The organism is Bacillus sp. Leaf49 (genome assembly GCF_001426125.1).
Taxonomy (GTDB): Bacteria; Bacillota; Bacilli; order Bacillales; family Bacillaceae; genus Bacillus; species Bacillus altitudinis.
This window is the reverse complement of sequence record NZ_LMRK01000025.1, coordinates 102,744-118,366: the sequence shown is the minus strand read 5'-3', so window position 1 is coordinate 118,366 and position 15,623 is coordinate 102,744. Positions and strand designations below refer to the sequence as shown.

15 protein-coding genes are annotated in these 15,623 nt (G+C 44.9%); 14 read left to right on the top strand and 1 reads right to left on the bottom strand.

The window, feature by feature from the left end; translation table 11 throughout:
- Positions 1–70: 70 nt before the first annotated feature.
- The 11 genes from purC to ablB all read left to right on the top strand — a co-directional run bounded on the left by purC (position 71) and on the right by ablB (position 11,062).
- The gene (gene purC, locus ASG46_RS19080) at positions 71–793 is read left to right on the top strand and encodes a phosphoribosylaminoimidazolesuccinocarboxamide synthase (protein WP_007496901.1); all 723 of its coding nucleotides are present in this window, start codon (positions 71–73) and stop codon (positions 791–793) included.
- Positions 786–1,040, top strand: a complete 255-nt coding sequence (gene purS / locus ASG46_RS19075) for a phosphoribosylformylglycinamidine synthase subunit PurS (protein ID WP_003214349.1) — start codon at positions 786–788, stop codon at positions 1,038–1,040. Before purC ends, purS begins: the two co-directional genes overlap by 8 nt.
- Positions 1,037–1,720: a phosphoribosylformylglycinamidine synthase subunit PurQ gene (gene purQ / locus ASG46_RS19070; RefSeq protein WP_056705694.1), complete on the top strand. Its 684-nt coding sequence runs from the start codon at positions 1,037–1,039 to the stop codon at positions 1,718–1,720. Before purS ends, purQ begins: the two co-directional genes overlap by 4 nt.
- A complete protein-coding gene (purL, locus tag ASG46_RS19065; RefSeq protein ID WP_008344291.1) occupies positions 1,704–3,935 on the top strand; it encodes a phosphoribosylformylglycinamidine synthase subunit PurL in 2,232 nt (743 codons plus the stop codon). The genes purQ and purL overlap by 17 nt, the downstream gene beginning before the upstream one ends.
- Entirely contained in the window at positions 3,911–5,341 is a 1,431-nt protein-coding gene (gene purF / locus ASG46_RS19060; RefSeq protein WP_017359819.1) for an amidophosphoribosyltransferase, read from the top strand. Before purL ends, purF begins: the two co-directional genes overlap by 25 nt.
- A 96-nt stretch (positions 5,342–5,437) precedes the next feature.
- Positions 5,438–6,478 carry a phosphoribosylformylglycinamidine cyclo-ligase gene (purM, locus tag ASG46_RS19055; protein ID WP_017366751.1) on the top strand — a complete coding sequence of 347 codons (1,041 nt, stop codon included), beginning with the start codon at positions 5,438–5,440 and terminating at the stop codon, positions 6,476–6,478.
- Positions 6,475–7,044, top strand: coding sequence for a phosphoribosylglycinamide formyltransferase (purN, locus tag ASG46_RS19050; RefSeq protein ID WP_056705691.1), 570 nt, complete (start codon positions 6,475–6,477; stop codon positions 7,042–7,044). Before purM ends, purN begins: the two co-directional genes overlap by 4 nt.
- 15 nt (positions 7,045–7,059) lie before the next feature.
- Positions 7,060–8,598 (top strand): bifunctional phosphoribosylaminoimidazolecarboxamide formyltransferase/IMP cyclohydrolase, encoded by a 1,539-nt coding sequence (gene purH, locus ASG46_RS19045; RefSeq protein WP_008344287.1) that lies wholly within the window; start codon positions 7,060–7,062, stop codon positions 8,596–8,598.
- A gap of 12 nt (positions 8,599–8,610) precedes the next feature.
- Complete coding sequence (gene purD, locus ASG46_RS19040; protein WP_019743755.1) at positions 8,611–9,885, top strand: phosphoribosylamine--glycine ligase; 1,275 nt, start codon at positions 8,611–8,613, stop codon at positions 9,883–9,885.
- Between the two features lie 120 nt (positions 9,886–10,005).
- Positions 10,006–10,197, top strand: a complete 192-nt coding sequence (locus tag ASG46_RS19035; RefSeq protein ID WP_017359816.1) for a hypothetical protein — start codon at positions 10,006–10,008, stop codon at positions 10,195–10,197.
- 19 nt (positions 10,198–10,216) lie between these two features.
- Positions 10,217–11,062 (top strand): putative beta-lysine N-acetyltransferase, encoded by an 846-nt coding sequence (gene ablB, locus ASG46_RS19030; protein ID WP_056705689.1) that lies wholly within the window; start codon positions 10,217–10,219, stop codon positions 11,060–11,062.
- Here the strand turns inward: ablB and ASG46_RS19025 are convergent.
- On the bottom strand, positions 11,057–12,715 hold the full coding sequence (locus ASG46_RS19025; protein ID WP_056705687.1) for a PucR family transcriptional regulator: 1,659 nt from the start codon (positions 12,713–12,715) through the stop codon (positions 11,057–11,059). The two genes, ablB and ASG46_RS19025, sit on opposite strands and share 6 nt — an antisense overlap.
- A 191-nt stretch (positions 12,716–12,906) precedes the next feature.
- Between ASG46_RS19025 and ASG46_RS19020 the strand changes: the two genes are divergently transcribed.
- From ASG46_RS19020 to ASG46_RS19010, 3 genes are read left to right on the top strand one after another with little or no spacing between them, the layout of a single operon-like run.
- Positions 12,907–14,271 carry an aspartate aminotransferase family protein gene (locus ASG46_RS19020; RefSeq protein ID WP_056705683.1) on the top strand — a complete coding sequence of 455 codons (1,365 nt, stop codon included), beginning with the start codon at positions 12,907–12,909 and terminating at the stop codon, positions 14,269–14,271.
- Positions 14,272–14,283: 12 nt separating this feature from the next.
- Positions 14,284–14,970, top strand: coding sequence for a CoA transferase subunit A (locus ASG46_RS19015; protein WP_056705680.1), 687 nt, complete (start codon positions 14,284–14,286; stop codon positions 14,968–14,970).
- Positions 14,946–15,611 (top strand): 3-oxoacid CoA-transferase subunit B, encoded by a 666-nt coding sequence (locus ASG46_RS19010; protein WP_017359811.1) that lies wholly within the window; start codon positions 14,946–14,948, stop codon positions 15,609–15,611. Before ASG46_RS19015 ends, ASG46_RS19010 begins: the two co-directional genes overlap by 25 nt.
- Positions 15,612–15,623: the final 12 nt, after the last annotated feature.

Here is a 15,623-nt window from a genome sequence, read left to right as displayed (position 1 = left end):
AATGGGCCGCCTGCTAGTCAGGCGCCTAATCCTGAAAATTGCCAACATTCAAATTAGGAGGCCAATCTGAATGACTGTGAAACAAGAACTTCTCTACGAAGGCAAAGCGAAAAGAATCTATCAGACCGATGACGAGCATATTTTATATGTTGAATATAAAGACTCAGCTACAGCATTTAACGGTGAAAAGAAAGCGGAAATTGAAGGCAAAGGCAGACTGAATAACGAAATTTCCAGCTTGATTTTTCAAATGCTACATGAGAAAGGGATCAACAATCACTTTGTGAAACGCCTATCTGAAACAGAACAGCTCATTCAAAAGGTAGACATCGTACCGCTTGAAGTCGTTGTGCGAAACGTGGTGGCAGGCAGTATGTCAAAACGTCTTGGGATTCCAGAGGGAACGAAACTGGACACACCTTTGATCGAGTTTTACTACAAAGATGATGCACTCGGCGATCCACTCATTACAGAAGATCATATTCGCATTTTACATGCAGCGACACCTGAACAGGTCGAGGAAATGAAACAGATCACAAGACAAGTGAATGAAGAATTGAAGCAAATCTTCTCAGATTGCCATGTGAATTTAATTGATTTCAAGCTTGAATTCGGAATAGATCACGAGAATCGTATTTTGCTAGCTGATGAGATTTCACCTGATACGTGTAGGCTTTGGGACAAAGACACAAACGAAAAGCTTGATAAAGACGTGTTCAGACGAAACCTGGGCGGCTTAACAAATGCATACGAAGAAATTTTCAAAAGACTTGGAGGCCATAAACATGTATAAAGTGAAAATTTTTGTCAGCTTAAAAGAGAGCGTTCTTGATCCACAAGGAAGTGCCGTGCAGCACGCTTTGCACAGCATGTCTTATCAGGAAGTAAAGGATGTCCGTATCGGGAAATATATGGAGCTAGTCATTGAGAAATCAGATCGTGACTTAGATACAGTGGTCAAAGAAATGTGTGAAAAATTGCTTGCCAACACGGTGATTGAAGATTACCGCTATGAGGTGGAGGAGGTTGTCGCACAGTGAAGTTTGCAGTGATCGTCTTGCCTGGCTCTAACTGTGATATCGATATGTACCATGCGATTCAAGATGAGTTAGGTGAACAAGTTGAATATGTACGGCACGACGAAACGAGTCTTGATGGTTTTGACGGTGTACTCGTACCAGGCGGTTTCTCTTATGGGGATTACTTAAGATGCGGTGCGATTGCTCGTTTTTCTAACATCATGCCGGCTGTGAAAAAAGCAGCTGCGGAAGGAAAACCTGTTCTTGGTGTTTGTAACGGGTTCCAAATTCTTCAAGAGCTTGGCATTCTGCCAGGCGCAATGAGACGAAATAAAGATCTAAAATTTATCTGTCGTCCAGTTGAACTCATTGTAGAGAACAACGAAACGCAATTTACAAGCGGTTATCAAAAAGGTGAATCGATTACGATTCCTGTAGCACACGGAGAAGGCAACTTCTACTGTGACGAAGACACGTTAGCGAAGCTGATTGAACAAGGCCAAATCGCTTTCACTTACGGTGACGATATTAACGGCAGTGTGAATCGAATTGCAGGTGTAACGAATGAACAGGGCAATGTACTCGGCATGATGCCGCACCCTGAGCGCGCGGTTGACTCATTACTAGGCAGCGCAGACGGACTTAAATTGTTTCAATCTATCGTGAAAAATTGGAGGGACACTCATGTCACTACTGCTTGAACCAAGTCACAAGCAAATTAAAGAAGAGAAATTGTATCAGCAAATGGGATTGAGTGATGAAGAATTCGCTTTAATCGAATCCATTATTGGCAGGCTGCCAAACTACACAGAAACGGGTATCTTTTCTGTCATGTGGTCAGAGCATTGCAGTTATAAAAACTCAAAGCCTGTTTTAAGCAAATTCCCGACAAAAGGAGAGCATGTTCTGCAAGGTCCTGGGGAAGGCGCTGGAATCGTTGATATTGGAGACAACCAAGCGGTTGTATTTAAAATCGAATCACATAACCATCCATCTGCAATTGAACCGTATCAAGGAGCGGCAACAGGTGTCGGCGGAATCATCCGTGATGTATTCTCCATGGGTGCTCGTCCAATTGCGGTATTAAACTCTCTTCGTTTTGGTGAACTGACTTCACCGCGCGTGAAGTACTTGTTTGAAGAAGTAGTGGCAGGGATTGCAGGCTATGGAAACTGTATCGGTATTCCAACAGTCGGCGGAGAAGTTCATTTTGATCAAAGCTATGAAGGCAACCCGCTCGTTAACGCGATGTGTGTAGGGTTAATCAACCACGAAGACATCAAGAAAGGGCAGGCAAAAGGTGTTGGCAATACGGTCATGTACGTTGGTGCTAAAACGGGACGTGACGGGATTCACGGTGCAACATTTGCGTCTGAAGAATTTTCTGATGAATCAGAAGAAAAACGTTCAGCGGTTCAAGTCGGCGATCCGTTCATGGAAAAGCTTTTGCTTGAAGCATGTCTTGAAGTCATCAAAAATGATGCGCTTGTGGGCATTCAAGATATGGGAGCGGCTGGCTTAACTAGCTCAAGTGCAGAGATGGCAAGTAAAGCCGGTTCAGGTATCGAAATGAACCTAGACCTGATCCCTCAGCGTGAAACAGGCATGTCAGCGTATGAAATGATGCTGTCTGAATCCCAAGAGAGAATGCTGTTGGTCATTGAAAAAGGCCGTGAGCAAGAAATCATTGATATTTTTGAAAAATACGATCTTGAAGCAGTCTCAGTCGGTCATGTGACAGATGATAAAATGCTTCGTTTACTCCATCAAGGAGAAGTAGTGTGTGAGCTTCCAGTTGATGCACTTGCAGAAGAAGCACCGGTTTATCACAAGCCGTCAAGTGAGCCTGCATACTATCGTGAGTTTTTAGAAACAAAAGTGGAAGCTCCAGCGATCACAGATGCAGCAGATACATTGAAACAGCTGTTAAAGCAGCCAACGATTGCGAGTAAAGAATGGGTTTACGATCAATACGACTATATGGTTCGTACAAACACAGTCGTTGCACCTGGCTCTGATGCGGGTGTGCTCAGAATCCGTGGGACGAAAAAAGCTCTTGCGATGACAACAGATTGTAACGCACGTTATCTCTACCTTGATCCAGAGGTTGGCGGTAAGATCGCCGTTGCAGAAGCCGCACGTAACATTGTCTGCTCAGGCGCTCGTCCGCTTGCAGTAACAGATAACTTGAACTTCGGTAACCCGGAGAAACCAGAAATCTTCTGGCAGATTGAAAAATCTGCTGACGGCATTAGCGAAGCTTGCCGTACATTAAGTACACCGGTCATCGGCGGTAACGTCTCTTTATATAACGAGTCAAATGGAACAGCCATTTACCCAACGCCAGTTATTGGCATGGTTGGTTTGATTGAAGATACAGCTCATATTACGACTCAATCGTTCCAGCAGGCAGGCGATGTGATTTTCGTCATTGGTGAAACGAAGGAAGAATTCGCAGGCAGTGAGCTTCAAAAAATGACTGAAGGCCGTATCTACGGAAAAGCACCAGAAATTGATTTGGATGTAGAACTGGCGCGTCAAGAAGCCCTTTTAGCAGCAATTCAAAACGGACTTGTTCAGTCAGCACATGATGTGTCTGAAGGGGGTCTTGGTGTAGCTCTAGCTGAAAGTACATTTGGAACAGATGGTCTTGGCGCTGATATCCAGATCGATCTAAACAGCGCAGCATCACTATTCAGTGAATCACAGTCACGTTTTGTCGTCACAGTGAAACCAGAAAATCGCGAAGCGTTTGCTGCGGCTGTGCAAGATGCAAAAGAAGTCGGAACGGTCACAAATGATGGTGTATTCACTGTCAAAAATCAAGAAGGACAACAATGGATTCATGCGGCAGTCAACGAGCTTGAACGCGCATGGAAAGGAGCGATCCCATGCTTGCTGAAATCAGAGGCTTAAACGAAGAATGTGGCGTCTTTGGGGTTTGGGGGCACGAAGAAGCCCCACAAATCACATATTACGGATTGCATAGCCTTCAGCACCGAGGACAAGAAGGTGCGGGAATTATTGCAACAGACGGTGAAAACCTGACGTCACACAAAGGCCTTGGACTGATTACGGAAGTGTTCCAAAACGGTGAGCTTAAGGATTTAAAGGGAAAAGGTGCGATCGGACACGTTCGGTATGCGACAGCAGGCGGAGGCGGCTTTGAGAATGTGCAGCCCCTCTTCTTCCGCTCGCAAAACAATGGCAGTCTTGCCCTTGCTCATAATGGAAACTTAGTCAATGCAACGCAATTAAAACAGCAGCTAGAGAATCAAGGAAGTATTTTTCAAACGTCTTCTGATACCGAAGTGCTCGCTCACTTAATTAAGCGTAGCGGATATATGGATTTGAAGGATCAAATCAAAAATGCTCTGTCCATGCTAAAAGGAGCTTATGCTTTCTTAATCATGACGGAAACAGAAATGATCGTAGCGCTTGATCCGAACGGATTACGCCCACTTTCACTTGGTATGCTTGGGGATGCTTATGTTGTCGCTTCTGAAACATGTGCCTTTGATGTCGTTGGTGCTACCTATTTACGAGATGTAGAGCCTGGCGAAATGCTGATCATTAATGATGAAGGCTTAAAATCTGAGCGCTTCTCGATGAACATTAACCGCAGCATGTGCAGTATGGAATACATTTATTTCTCAAGACCGGACAGCAATATCAATGGCATCAACGTGCATAGTGCGAGAAAGAATCTTGGCAAGAAGCTTGCAGAAGAAGCACATGTCGAAGCAGATGTCGTGACAGGTGTGCCAGACTCCAGTATATCTGCAGCGATTGGCTATGCCGAAGCAACAGGTATTCCATATGAGCTAGGTTTAATTAAAAACCGTTATGTCGGCCGGACATTTATTCAGCCGTCTCAAGCATTGCGTGAGCAGGGCGTGCGCATGAAGCTGTCTGCTGTGCGCGGGGTGGTCGAAGGCAAACGTGTCGTCATGGTGGATGATTCCATCGTACGTGGAACAACAAGCCGCCGAATTGTGACGATGCTAAGAGAAGCGGGTGCGACGGAAGTGCATGTACGCATTAGTTCACCGCCAATCGCTCATCCGTGTTTTTATGGAATTGATACGTCTACACACGAAGAGCTGATTGCATCATCTCATTCAGTGGAAGAAATTAGACAGGAAATCGGTGCAGACACCATTGCATTTTTATCTGTAGACGGTTTAATGGACGGGATTGGCAGAAAGTATGATGATCCGCAGCGCGGTCAGTGTTTAGCATGCTTTACTGGAAAATACCCGACCGAAATTTATGAAGATACTGTCCTTCCTCATGTGAAGGAAACAGTCCTGACGAAATAATCGAATAATGGAGCAGCAGTCAACGTGATTTGATATGCTGCTCTTTCATTCTGCCGAAAATACATGAAAGACAAGCAGATAAAAGGAGTGAATGGGATGTCAGAAGCATATAAAAACGCCGGTGTCGACATCGAAGCAGGATACGAAGCCGTTAAACGAATGAAAACACACGTAGAACGTACAAAAAGAGCAGGTGTCATGGGCGCTCTAGGTGGATTTGGCGGGATGTTTGATTTATCTGAACTGCCATACAAAAAGCCCGTTCTTGTCTCAGGAACAGATGGTGTTGGTACGAAATTAAAGCTCGCTTTTTTAATGGATCAACACGATACGATCGGTGTAGATGCTGTTGCTATGTGTGTGAACGATGTGCTTGCACAAGGGGCAGAGCCGCTCTTTTTCTTAGATTACTTAGCAGTTGGAAAAGCAGATCCTTTGAAAATTGAATCCATCGTCAAAGGTGTAGCTGACGGATGCGAGCAGTCTGGTTCAGCGCTTGTCGGCGGAGAGACAGCAGAAATGCCGGGACTTTACACAGAAGAAGAATATGATATTGCTGGATTTTCTGTAGGTGTCGTTGAAAAGGATGAAATCGTCACAGGTGAGAACATCAAGGAAGGGCATTTGCTGATTGGACTCAGCTCTAGCGGAATTCATAGCAACGGCTATTCTCTTGTACGAAAAGTATTGCTTGAAGATGCGGGTCTAGATCTTCACCAAACATATGAACCTTTTACAAGACCACTTGGAGAAGAGCTGCTTGAACCGACGAAGATTTATGTCAAGCCTGTTCTTAAACAAGTGAAAGCTGGCAAGGTTGACGGTATGGCACATGTGACAGGTGGCGGCTTTATTGAGAATTTACCACGTATGCTGCCTGAAGGACTTGGTGTGGAGATTGATAACGGCTCATGGCCAGTTCCACCTATTTTCTCCTTTATTCAAGAAAAAGGGCAATTAAAAGCAGAAGAGATGTTCAATGTATTTAATATGGGCATTGGCTTTGTCCTAGCCGTCAAAGAGGATGATCTTGTGGATGTGATCAGCGGACTTGAACAAGACGGAGAGAAAGCCTTTCTTATCGGACGAGTTCAAAAAGGAGAAGGCGTCACTTTCGGTGGTGGAAGCCTCTCATGAAAAAGTTTGCGATCTTCGCCTCTGGAAGCGGGACAAATTTTCAAGCCATTATTGATACGTTAAAAGAAGAACAGTGGCAGGCAAAAGCTGCCATTGTGATCTGTGATAAACCGGGTGCGAAGGTGCTGGAGCGGGCAGAAAAAGAGGGCATTCCGTCCTTTTCTTTTACGCCGAAGGCTTTCCCGAGTAAAGCCGCTTTTGAGCAAACCATCATTGAACAGCTGAAGCTGCATGAAGTGGAATGGATTTTTCTCGCTGGGTATATGAGGCTGATCGGTCCGACATTACTGGACGCATTCAGAGGAAAAATCGTGAATATCCACCCTTCTTTACTGCCAGCATTTCCTGGACTCGATGCGATTGGACAAGCCTATCAAGCAGGAGTCAAAGTGGCTGGCATCACGGTTCATTATGTCGACGAAGGCATGGATACCGGCCCGATTATTGATCAAGCAGCCATTCATATTGAACAAGGGGAAGACCTTGAATCCATTGAAAAAAGAATGCATGAATTAGAACATACACTATATCCAAAAGTGATCAAATCACTTTTAGAATTATCTTAATGAGGTGACAAAGGCATGACGATCAAACGCGCATTAATCAGTGTTTCCGATAAAACAAATCTTGTACCTTTTGTGAAAGAACTAACAGAACTTGGCGTTGAAGTGATTTCAACTGGTGGTACACACAAACTTCTTCAAGAGAACGGCATTGATGTCATTGGTATTTCTGAAGTGACTGGCTTCCCAGAAATCATGGACGGACGACTCAAAACGCTTCATCCGAACATTCACGGTGGACTATTAGCAGTGAGAGAAAACGATGAGCATATGGCACAGATTGAAAAGCACGGCATTCAGCCGATTGATCTTGTCGTTGTGAATCTATATCCATTCAAAGAGACCATTTCCAAAGACGATGTCACGTATGAAGAAGCGATTGAAAACATTGATATTGGCGGACCGGGTATGCTTCGTGCTGCTTCTAAAAACCATCAGGACGTCACGGTGATTGTAGACCCGCGTGATTATGATTCTGTCGTTCAACAAATCAAAGAAGGCGGCGTCTCACTAGAGAAAAAACGTGAGCTTGCAGCAAAAGTATTCCGTCATACAGCTGCTTACGATGCCCTGATTGCGGATTATTTAACGAACTTTGTTGGCGAAACAGAGCCAGAACAGTTCACAGTCACATTTGAGAAAAAACAATCTCTTCGTTATGGAGAAAACCCGCACCAAGCGGCGACGTTCTATGAAAATGCGCTTCCAAGCAAAGGCTCTTTAGCTACTGCAACGCAATTACATGGAAAAGAACTTTCCTACAACAACATTAAAGATGCAGATGCAGCTCTTCAAATTGTACGTGAATTTACGGAGCCAGCGGCTGTGGCTGTAAAGCATATGAACCCATGTGGTGTTGGGACAGGGGAAACGATTGCAGAAGCATTTGATCGTGCATTTAAAGCAGATGAAACGTCTATTTTCGGCGGCATTGTGGCGCTTAATCGTGAAGTAGATAAGCAAACGGCTGAGGTGCTCCATACGATTTTCTTAGAAATCGTCATCGCACCATCGTTCAGCCAAGAAGCACTTGATGTGCTAACAGCGAAAAAGAACCTTCGTCTACTAACATTAGATGTAGAAGCAGATCTTGGGAAAAAAGAAAAGCAGCTCACAAGTGTTCATGGTGGATTGCTCGTTCAGGATATCGACACATACGGCTTAGAGGAAGCAACGATCTCTATCCCAACGAAGAGAGAGCCAACTGAAGACGAATGGAAAGACTTAAAGCTCGCTTGGAAAGTCGTCAAACATGTGAAATCAAATGCCATCGTTCTAGCGAAGGATCAAATGACAGCAGGTATTGGTGCTGGTCAAATGAACCGTGTTGGCTCGGCTAACATTGCGATTGAGCAAGCAGGTGAAAAGGCAAAAGGGAGTGCACTAGGTTCTGATGCATTTTTCCCAATGGGCGATACAGTAGAAGCTGCTGCAAAGGCAGGCGTCACAGCGATCATTCAGCCAGGCGGATCTATTCGTGATGAAGAATCGATTCAAAAGGCAGATGAATACGGCATCGCCATGGTCTTCACTGGCGTTAGACATTTCAAACATTAAGGGGATGACAGTGTGAACGTATTAATTATCGGCAGAGGCGGAAGAGAGCATACCATCGCATGGAAAGTGAATCAAAGCGAACTTGTCAGCCAAGTATTTGTCGCACCCGGCAATGATGGAATGACAGACGCAGCAAAGCTTGTACCGATCGACGAAGGTGATCATGAGGCGTTAATTCGTTTTGCAAAAGACAATAACATCGGCTTAACAATTGTCGGTCCAGAGGTTCCTTTAATTGCAGGTGTCGTCGATGCATTTGAAGAAGCAGGTCTAAAGGTATTTGGACCGAATGCAAAAGCCGCAGTCATTGAAGGCTCAAAAGAATTTGCAAAAGATTTAATGAAAAATTATGATATCCCGACAGCCGCTTATGCCACCTTTACATCGTTTGAAGAAGCGAAGGCATATGTGGAAGAAAAGGGTGCCCCAATTGTCATTAAAGCAGATGGGCTTGCCGCAGGAAAAGGCGTGACTGTGGCAATGACGCTTGAAGAGGCGATCAACTGCCTGCATGACTTTTTAGAGGATGAAAAGTTTGGTGATGCGAGTGCATCGGTTGTCATTGAAGAATTTTTAACAGGTGAAGAGTTTTCTCTGATGGCCTTTGTCAATGGAGAAAAGGTGTATCCGATGGTGATCGCACAGGATCATAAACGGGCATTTGAAGATGACAAAGGACCAAACACCGGCGGGATGGGCGCTTATTCACCGGTTCCACAAATTTCAGATGAAGTCGTACAAAAAGCGGTGGAAGACGTCGTCAAACCAGCAGCTCGCGCGATGGTGCAGGAAGAGCGTTCGTTTACAGGCATTTTATATGCAGGCTTAATGCTAACACCAGAAGGCTCTAAGGTCATTGAGTTCAATGCACGCTTTGGCGATCCTGAAACGCAAGTAGTACTCCCTCGTCTTGAATCAGATCTAGTCCAAGTATTCCTCGACATTCTAGATGGAAAAGATGTGGACTTGCAGTGGAAAGACACAGCCGCTGTCAGTGTCGTTCTTGCATCAGAAGGATACCCGGAAGACTACGCAAAAGGCACACCAATCGGTGCTTTGCAAACAACGGTCTCTGATGTTGTGACCTTCCACGCAGGAACAAAAAAAGAAAACGATCAATTTGTCACAAATGGCGGCCGAGTAGCAAATGTGACCGCATTTGACGACACATTTGAAGCAGCAAGATCAAGAGTGTATGAAGCGGTTGAAGAAATCATTCAGCCAGGTTTATTTTATCGCCGTGACATTGGCGCCCGTGCGCTGAAGGCGGCGGGAAAAAACGTTTAATCAAAACACCTTTCTATCTGACGAGATGGAAAGGTGTTTTTTCTTCTTCTGTTCATAGGAGGGATGCGGGCAGATGATGAAGAAGTAGTATGGGATTACGAATAGATTTAGGGAGGAAACATGGAAATCAAAGCATTTATCATCTTTGCAAACGTCATGCTTGTTTTATATCTCATAACTATAAATAACATCATGGTGACTGCCATTAAGCAGAATAAATTGAAAAAAGGCTTTGCCATTAGTTATATGATCCTATCCATTTTTTCTGGTATTGCTATTTCTTCATTTTTAATTTGGAAGTTTTTTTATTAGCTAAGAGGGGAATGAGTGTATGGTGCAATTGAAGAAGCTTGCAAACGATCGTTTTTCTGCTTTGATCTGTATGGATCCATTCAATGAGCGAATTCGTTTGGATGACTATAGCGGCAGGGTGCAGGATGTGATTCAGTCCGTGCTTCAGGAAGCGGCGGACTGCAAGGCGTCTAAGGTTATTGTAAAAGTAAGGCGCGAGCATATGCCTCTTTTTTTAGCAAAAGGCTTTCGGCTTGAAGGCGTGTTTTCTCATTATTTCCTCGGAAGTGATGCGTACGGCATGTCGCTTTTTCTGACCGAAGATCGAATGAACAGCCCATTTTGGCTGAAGGAAGATGAAATCGTTGCTTCTATTCAAGAAAAGCCGATTAAAAAAGACCAAGGCGTGTGGCAAGATGAGTATGTGATGAGGAAAGCCGGTCCAGAGGATGTGCACAAGCTGGCAGCGCTCTATGATACGGTCTTTGAAACTTATCCCACGCCAATGAACGAGCCAGATTACATCCAAAAGGTAATGGAGGAAGGTACGGTTTTTTATGCCGTTGAACATGACAGTCAACTTGTAAGTGCCGCATCCGCTGAAATCAATGTGCCGTATGGTCATGCAGAATTAACAGATTGTGCAACCCTTCCCACATACAGAAAACTAGGATTCATGCATCATTTGATTCTAGCCCTCGAACAAGAGCTTCAATCCATGCACATTTATGTCTTTTATTCTCTTGCCCGTGCACTGTCCTATGGAATGAATCAAGTATTTTATCAGCTCGGGTATACATACACCGGACGCTTTCAAAACAACTGCTATATTTTTGACAAAATTGAAGATATGAATCTATGGGTCAAAACGCCAAATGAATCATGAGATGGTTCTCATCTGATCAAGCAGACCAGATAGGCGGTACGCCATGATACTCAGCTGCAGCTTCATCCGATCATCAGTGGATTTGAGGCTGCAGCCTGTTCTCGTTTCAATTTGTTTCAACCGGTAGCTTAACGTATGCCGGTGAATAAACAATTCCCCCGCTGACTTTTGAATATTTTCATTGTGTGCCAAATACACTTCGAGTGTATGAATGAGGTCAGCTCCTTGTTTTTTTGTATAAAGCAGCGGGCTTAACAGCTCCACATAAAAGTCATGCAAATTCATTCCGGCTTCGTTCATTTCAAGCAGCATCCCATATAGACCGAGCTTCTGATAATGAATGATGCTGTCATCTGTTTTCAAAAGAGGAAGAAGCCTTGCTGCATACTGGGCTTCTTTTGCACTTTTAGCAAAGAGACTGATCTGGTCGTAGGCTCTTCCAATGCCAATCACAATGGGATGGACGGGGAAAAAATAAGACCAAGTACTGCGGCATTCTTCTGATGCGCGATACCAATTTGTTTCTTGATACGTGCTTTTCCCTGCAGGCGTCAAGACGAAAATGGAATCAAGCCTTGCCTTTAATAAAAAAGGAATTTGTCTGCGTTCAAAAATGGATGTGAGCAATTGGGATAGGCGCTGCACCATTTGATGGTCGAGCTGTGTGTGCTGATGCTGAAATTGAAAGTAGATGACGACTTGTTCTTCGCTCATATCATATTGCAGCTTTCTTGCTTGTTCGATGACATAACTTTCTTCTGTGTATTGCTGTTGCAGCATATCATCCAATAAATGCCCCTGCATTTGGTTTTCTGTATCTTGAATGGCTTTTTGTTTCAACCATTCAATCGCATACACCGCACCGGCATGCTCAATGGCGATGGCATCGAGATGGTGCCACGTCTCTTTTTTCTTTAACGCCACAATGAACCCGAAAATATCCCCCATTGCAATCACAGGGCATGCTGCTAGAACAAACGCACCATATGTGTCATAGACGAGCCGGCCTTTTTCCTCTGCCTGCTTGAGCAGAGAAGAGGTTTCAATCGGTTCGTCATCTGTTAGAAAGCCAAAAGCAGGGGAATAGGTCACTTCGTCTGTTTCGAGATGAGTGGCTGTTTGGTGCAAAAACACATCCAGTACGACGATATTTGCCGCTGTGAGATGTGCCAGTTCATCCGTAATTTGCGTGACATTTTTATTGCTCACATTTAAATGGGTCAGTCTTTGATGAATCGCGGAAGAATATTTGAGCTGATGGAGCTGACTGCTGACGATTTGTTCTAGAACGGCTTTTGTGATGTCTGAAAAATTGACATGAGGCGGAATCTCGATGAGCGGAATACCGCTATTTTCGGCGGCTTCAATGAGTGATGCGGGAATTTCCGTTAAGTACACGCCTTTATAAATGGCAATGGCTGAAAGACGATGAGATTGAATCAATTTTTCAAGCCGGATGCGTCTTTCTTTATTTTCTGTCAGTCCAAATCCAGTTGTAACAAGTAATTCTCCTTCTGAAAGTCTAGACGTGTCCTCAATAATTTCCACAATGGTCACCCACTGGATAAGACGATCCAGTCCATTTTCTCCAGCAAGCAGTTTGGTTTCTTTCATCATATCGAGCGAGAGTGCATCTTTGACGAGAATCGCCATAGACTCATGACCTCCTTTTGAACACTCTTATACACCATGTATAAAAAACACGCGTGAAATTCGGGCATATGGCGAATGGAGGATGACTGCCCTCTTGATTAAGCTAATCTTATACCAAGTATACAAAATTTTCTTGCGATTCATGTAAAAAGAAAAGTGCAGCTGCTGACAAGAGAGGGAGGAATGACAAAGTGGAGACCCGGGATTACTTAATCAAACCGATGTTAAATCAGCAATATCCTGTGGCTGTGAGAGGAGAGGGGATTTATTTATATGATCGGGACGGACAAAAATATATAGATGGCTCATCAGGGGCAGTCACGGCAAGTATTGGACATGGCATACAAGAGATTATTGATGCGATGACGGAGCAAGCGAAAAAGGTGAGCTTTACGTACAGGTCACAATTTACGAATGAACCAGCGGAAGAACTAGCGTATGAATTGAGTACACTTTGCCCAGGTGATCTGAACTGGTCTTTTTTTGTAGGGAGCGGTTCAGAGGCAACGGAAACCGCTATGAAAATGGCGATTCAGCATTGGCAAGAGCAGGGGAAGACGGAAAAAAATCATATCATCTCAAGATGGATGAGTTACCACGGTATTACATTAGGGGCGCTGTCAATGTCAGGTCATATTGCAAGGAGAGAGCGCTTTGAACCACTGCTTGAAAAGCACCCAGTGCTGTCACCGCCCTATAGCTACCGGTCATGGCTGCCAAAGGAAGACAGCAAGCAGGTCGAGTGGTATGTTCAGGAATTTAAGACCGTCATCCAGCGTATAGGAAAAGAGAGGATCGCCGCATTGATTGCTGAACCGATTGTTGGCGCAGCGGGAGCGGCGCTCCTGCCGCCAGACGGATATTTCGAAGCGATGAAGCGTGTCTGTGTAGAAAACGACATTTTAATGATCGCAGATGAAGTCATGACGGGCTTTGGACGAACTGGGAAAATGTTTGCGATGGAACACTGGAGCACGGTACCAGATATCATGGTTCTTGGAAAGGGCATGAGCGCAGGTTATTCTCCAATCGCAGCAGTTGTCTCAACGGATCGTGTGATGGCACCGATTATCAGCGGCTCCGGCTCTGTCATGGCAGGGCACACATATAGTGCCAATCCGCTTTCAGCAGCCGTTTCATTAGCGGTCATTCGATATATGAAAAAGCATCAGCTTCCCGAACGGGCTGAACTTTCCGGGCGATACATGATGAATGCTTTAAAAGATCTGCAAGTAGCCCATTCCATCATAGGGGATGTAAGAGGGAAGGGATTGCTTATTGGCATTGAATTTGTCGCAGATCGTTTATCCAAAACACCATTTCCTGCACATGCTCAGATAACCAATCTCGTCGTTGAAACGGCAAAACAAAATGGACTGCTGGTGTATCCAGCAAGCGCTGGAGAGGATGGAGTCGGAGGCGCAGCGGTTATGATCGCACCGCCGCTTTCCATCACACAGCAGGAAATGGATGAACTCATTGATTTATTCGGGCAGACCATCACACTAGTCGAACAAGAAGTGATCAATCGAGGCTTTTTCCCATCTGCTATGTAAGGAGGAACGAACATGAACAAAACTGTGGGTTTGGATGACGTGATGACGCGATTAAAAGATGGCATGACCATCATGTTTGGCGGATTTGGCGGCGTGGGTTCACCACCATCGTTGATTGATGCCATTTTGGAAGCAAATATTCAAGATCTGACATTGATCGGAAATGATGCAGGTTTCCCGCAAATTGGTGTGGGCAGGCTCATCACAGAAGGAAGAGTGAAAAAAATCATCGCCTCTCATATCGGCTCAAATCCCATTGCCGGACAGAAAATGCAGGCTGGTACATTAGACGTTCATTTTTACCCGCAGGGCATTCTTGCAGAAAAAATCAGAGCAGGCGGAATGGGGCTGGCGGGCATTGTGACAGATGTTGGGATGGATAGCCTGAATCTCGATGAGAAACAATTGGTTGAGCTGAATGGGAAGAATTATATGTTAGAGCCTGCGCTCACAGCGGATATTGCCATCGTCAATGCCTACAAAGCAGATGAAGTGGGAAACCTGATTTTTGATAAAAGCGCACGGAATACAAACCCGATTGTGGCGATGGCAGGAGACTGGACCATAGCGGAGGCAGAAGAAATTGTGGCAGCGGGGCAGCTCAATCCAGAAGAAATCGTGACGCCAGGCGTATTTGTGAATCAAATCGTGCAATCAAAAGGAGTGAACTGGACATGGGCATGGGAGACATCGATTTAAGACACCGCATTGCCAAAAGAGCAGCACAAGAAATTGAAGATGGCATGATTGTGAATCTTGGGATCGGCATTCCGACCCTAGCAGCAGATTACATTCCATCACATTATGAGGTGTGGCTGCATGCAGAAAACGGCATTATGGGGGCAGGAGCCTCGCCTCTGCAAGGGGAAGAAGATCCGAATTTGTGCAATGCCGGTGGTTTTCCCATTACGTTGACAAAGGGCGGCTCGTACATGGACAGTACGACTGCTTTTGGCATCATCCGAAAAGGCATGCTGGATATGACGATTTTGGGTGCACTTGAAGTAAGCAGCCAAGGGGATCTTGCCAATTGGATTGTACCGGGGAAAAGAGTACCGGGTATGGGCGGAGCGATTGAGCTGGCGCAAAAAGCGAAAAAAGTGGTAGTGGTGATGAGCCATCTGGATAAACACGGTCGATCTAAAGTGAAAACGGCTTGTTCATTGCCATTAACCGCTAAAGCGTGTGTCGATTTGATTATTACGGATATGGCGGTCATTGAGGTCAAGTCTCAGCTGCTCATTTTACGTGAAGTCATGCCGCCATTTCAGCCGGAAGATGTCATAAGGGCGACTGAAGCGCCATTAATTTTAGCGCCTGATGTCAAATCTGTTGTGTAGAAAGGATGAACG

Bases quoted from the DNA above. Each gene is read 5' to 3' on its own strand.
- ASG46_RS19025 (WP_056705687.1), bottom strand. From the start codon at position 12,715: ATGGCGATTCTCGTCAAAGATGCACTCTCGCTCGATATGATGAAAGAA.
- purS (WP_003214349.1), top strand. From the start codon at position 786: ATGTATAAAGTGAAAATTTTTGTCAGCTTAAAAGAGAGCGTTCTTGAT.
- purF (WP_017359819.1), top strand. From the start codon at position 3,911: ATGCTTGCTGAAATCAGAGGCTTAAACGAAGAATGTGGCGTCTTTGGG.
- ASG46_RS19010 (WP_017359811.1), top strand. From the start codon at position 14,946: ATGGGCATGGGAGACATCGATTTAAGACACCGCATTGCCAAAAGAGCA.
- ASG46_RS19015 (WP_056705680.1), top strand. From the start codon at position 14,284: ATGAACAAAACTGTGGGTTTGGATGACGTGATGACGCGATTAAAAGAT.
- purL (WP_008344291.1), top strand. From the start codon at position 1,704: ATGTCACTACTGCTTGAACCAAGTCACAAGCAAATTAAAGAAGAGAAA.
- purC (WP_007496901.1), top strand. From the start codon at position 71: ATGACTGTGAAACAAGAACTTCTCTACGAAGGCAAAGCGAAAAGAATC.
- ASG46_RS19035 (WP_017359816.1), top strand. From the start codon at position 10,006: ATGGAAATCAAAGCATTTATCATCTTTGCAAACGTCATGCTTGTTTTA.
- purH (WP_008344287.1), top strand. From the start codon at position 7,060: ATGACGATCAAACGCGCATTAATCAGTGTTTCCGATAAAACAAATCTT.
- purN (WP_056705691.1), top strand. From the start codon at position 6,475: ATGAAAAAGTTTGCGATCTTCGCCTCTGGAAGCGGGACAAATTTTCAA.
- ablB (WP_056705689.1), top strand. From the start codon at position 10,217: ATGGTGCAATTGAAGAAGCTTGCAAACGATCGTTTTTCTGCTTTGATC.
- purM (WP_017366751.1), top strand. From the start codon at position 5,438: ATGTCAGAAGCATATAAAAACGCCGGTGTCGACATCGAAGCAGGATAC.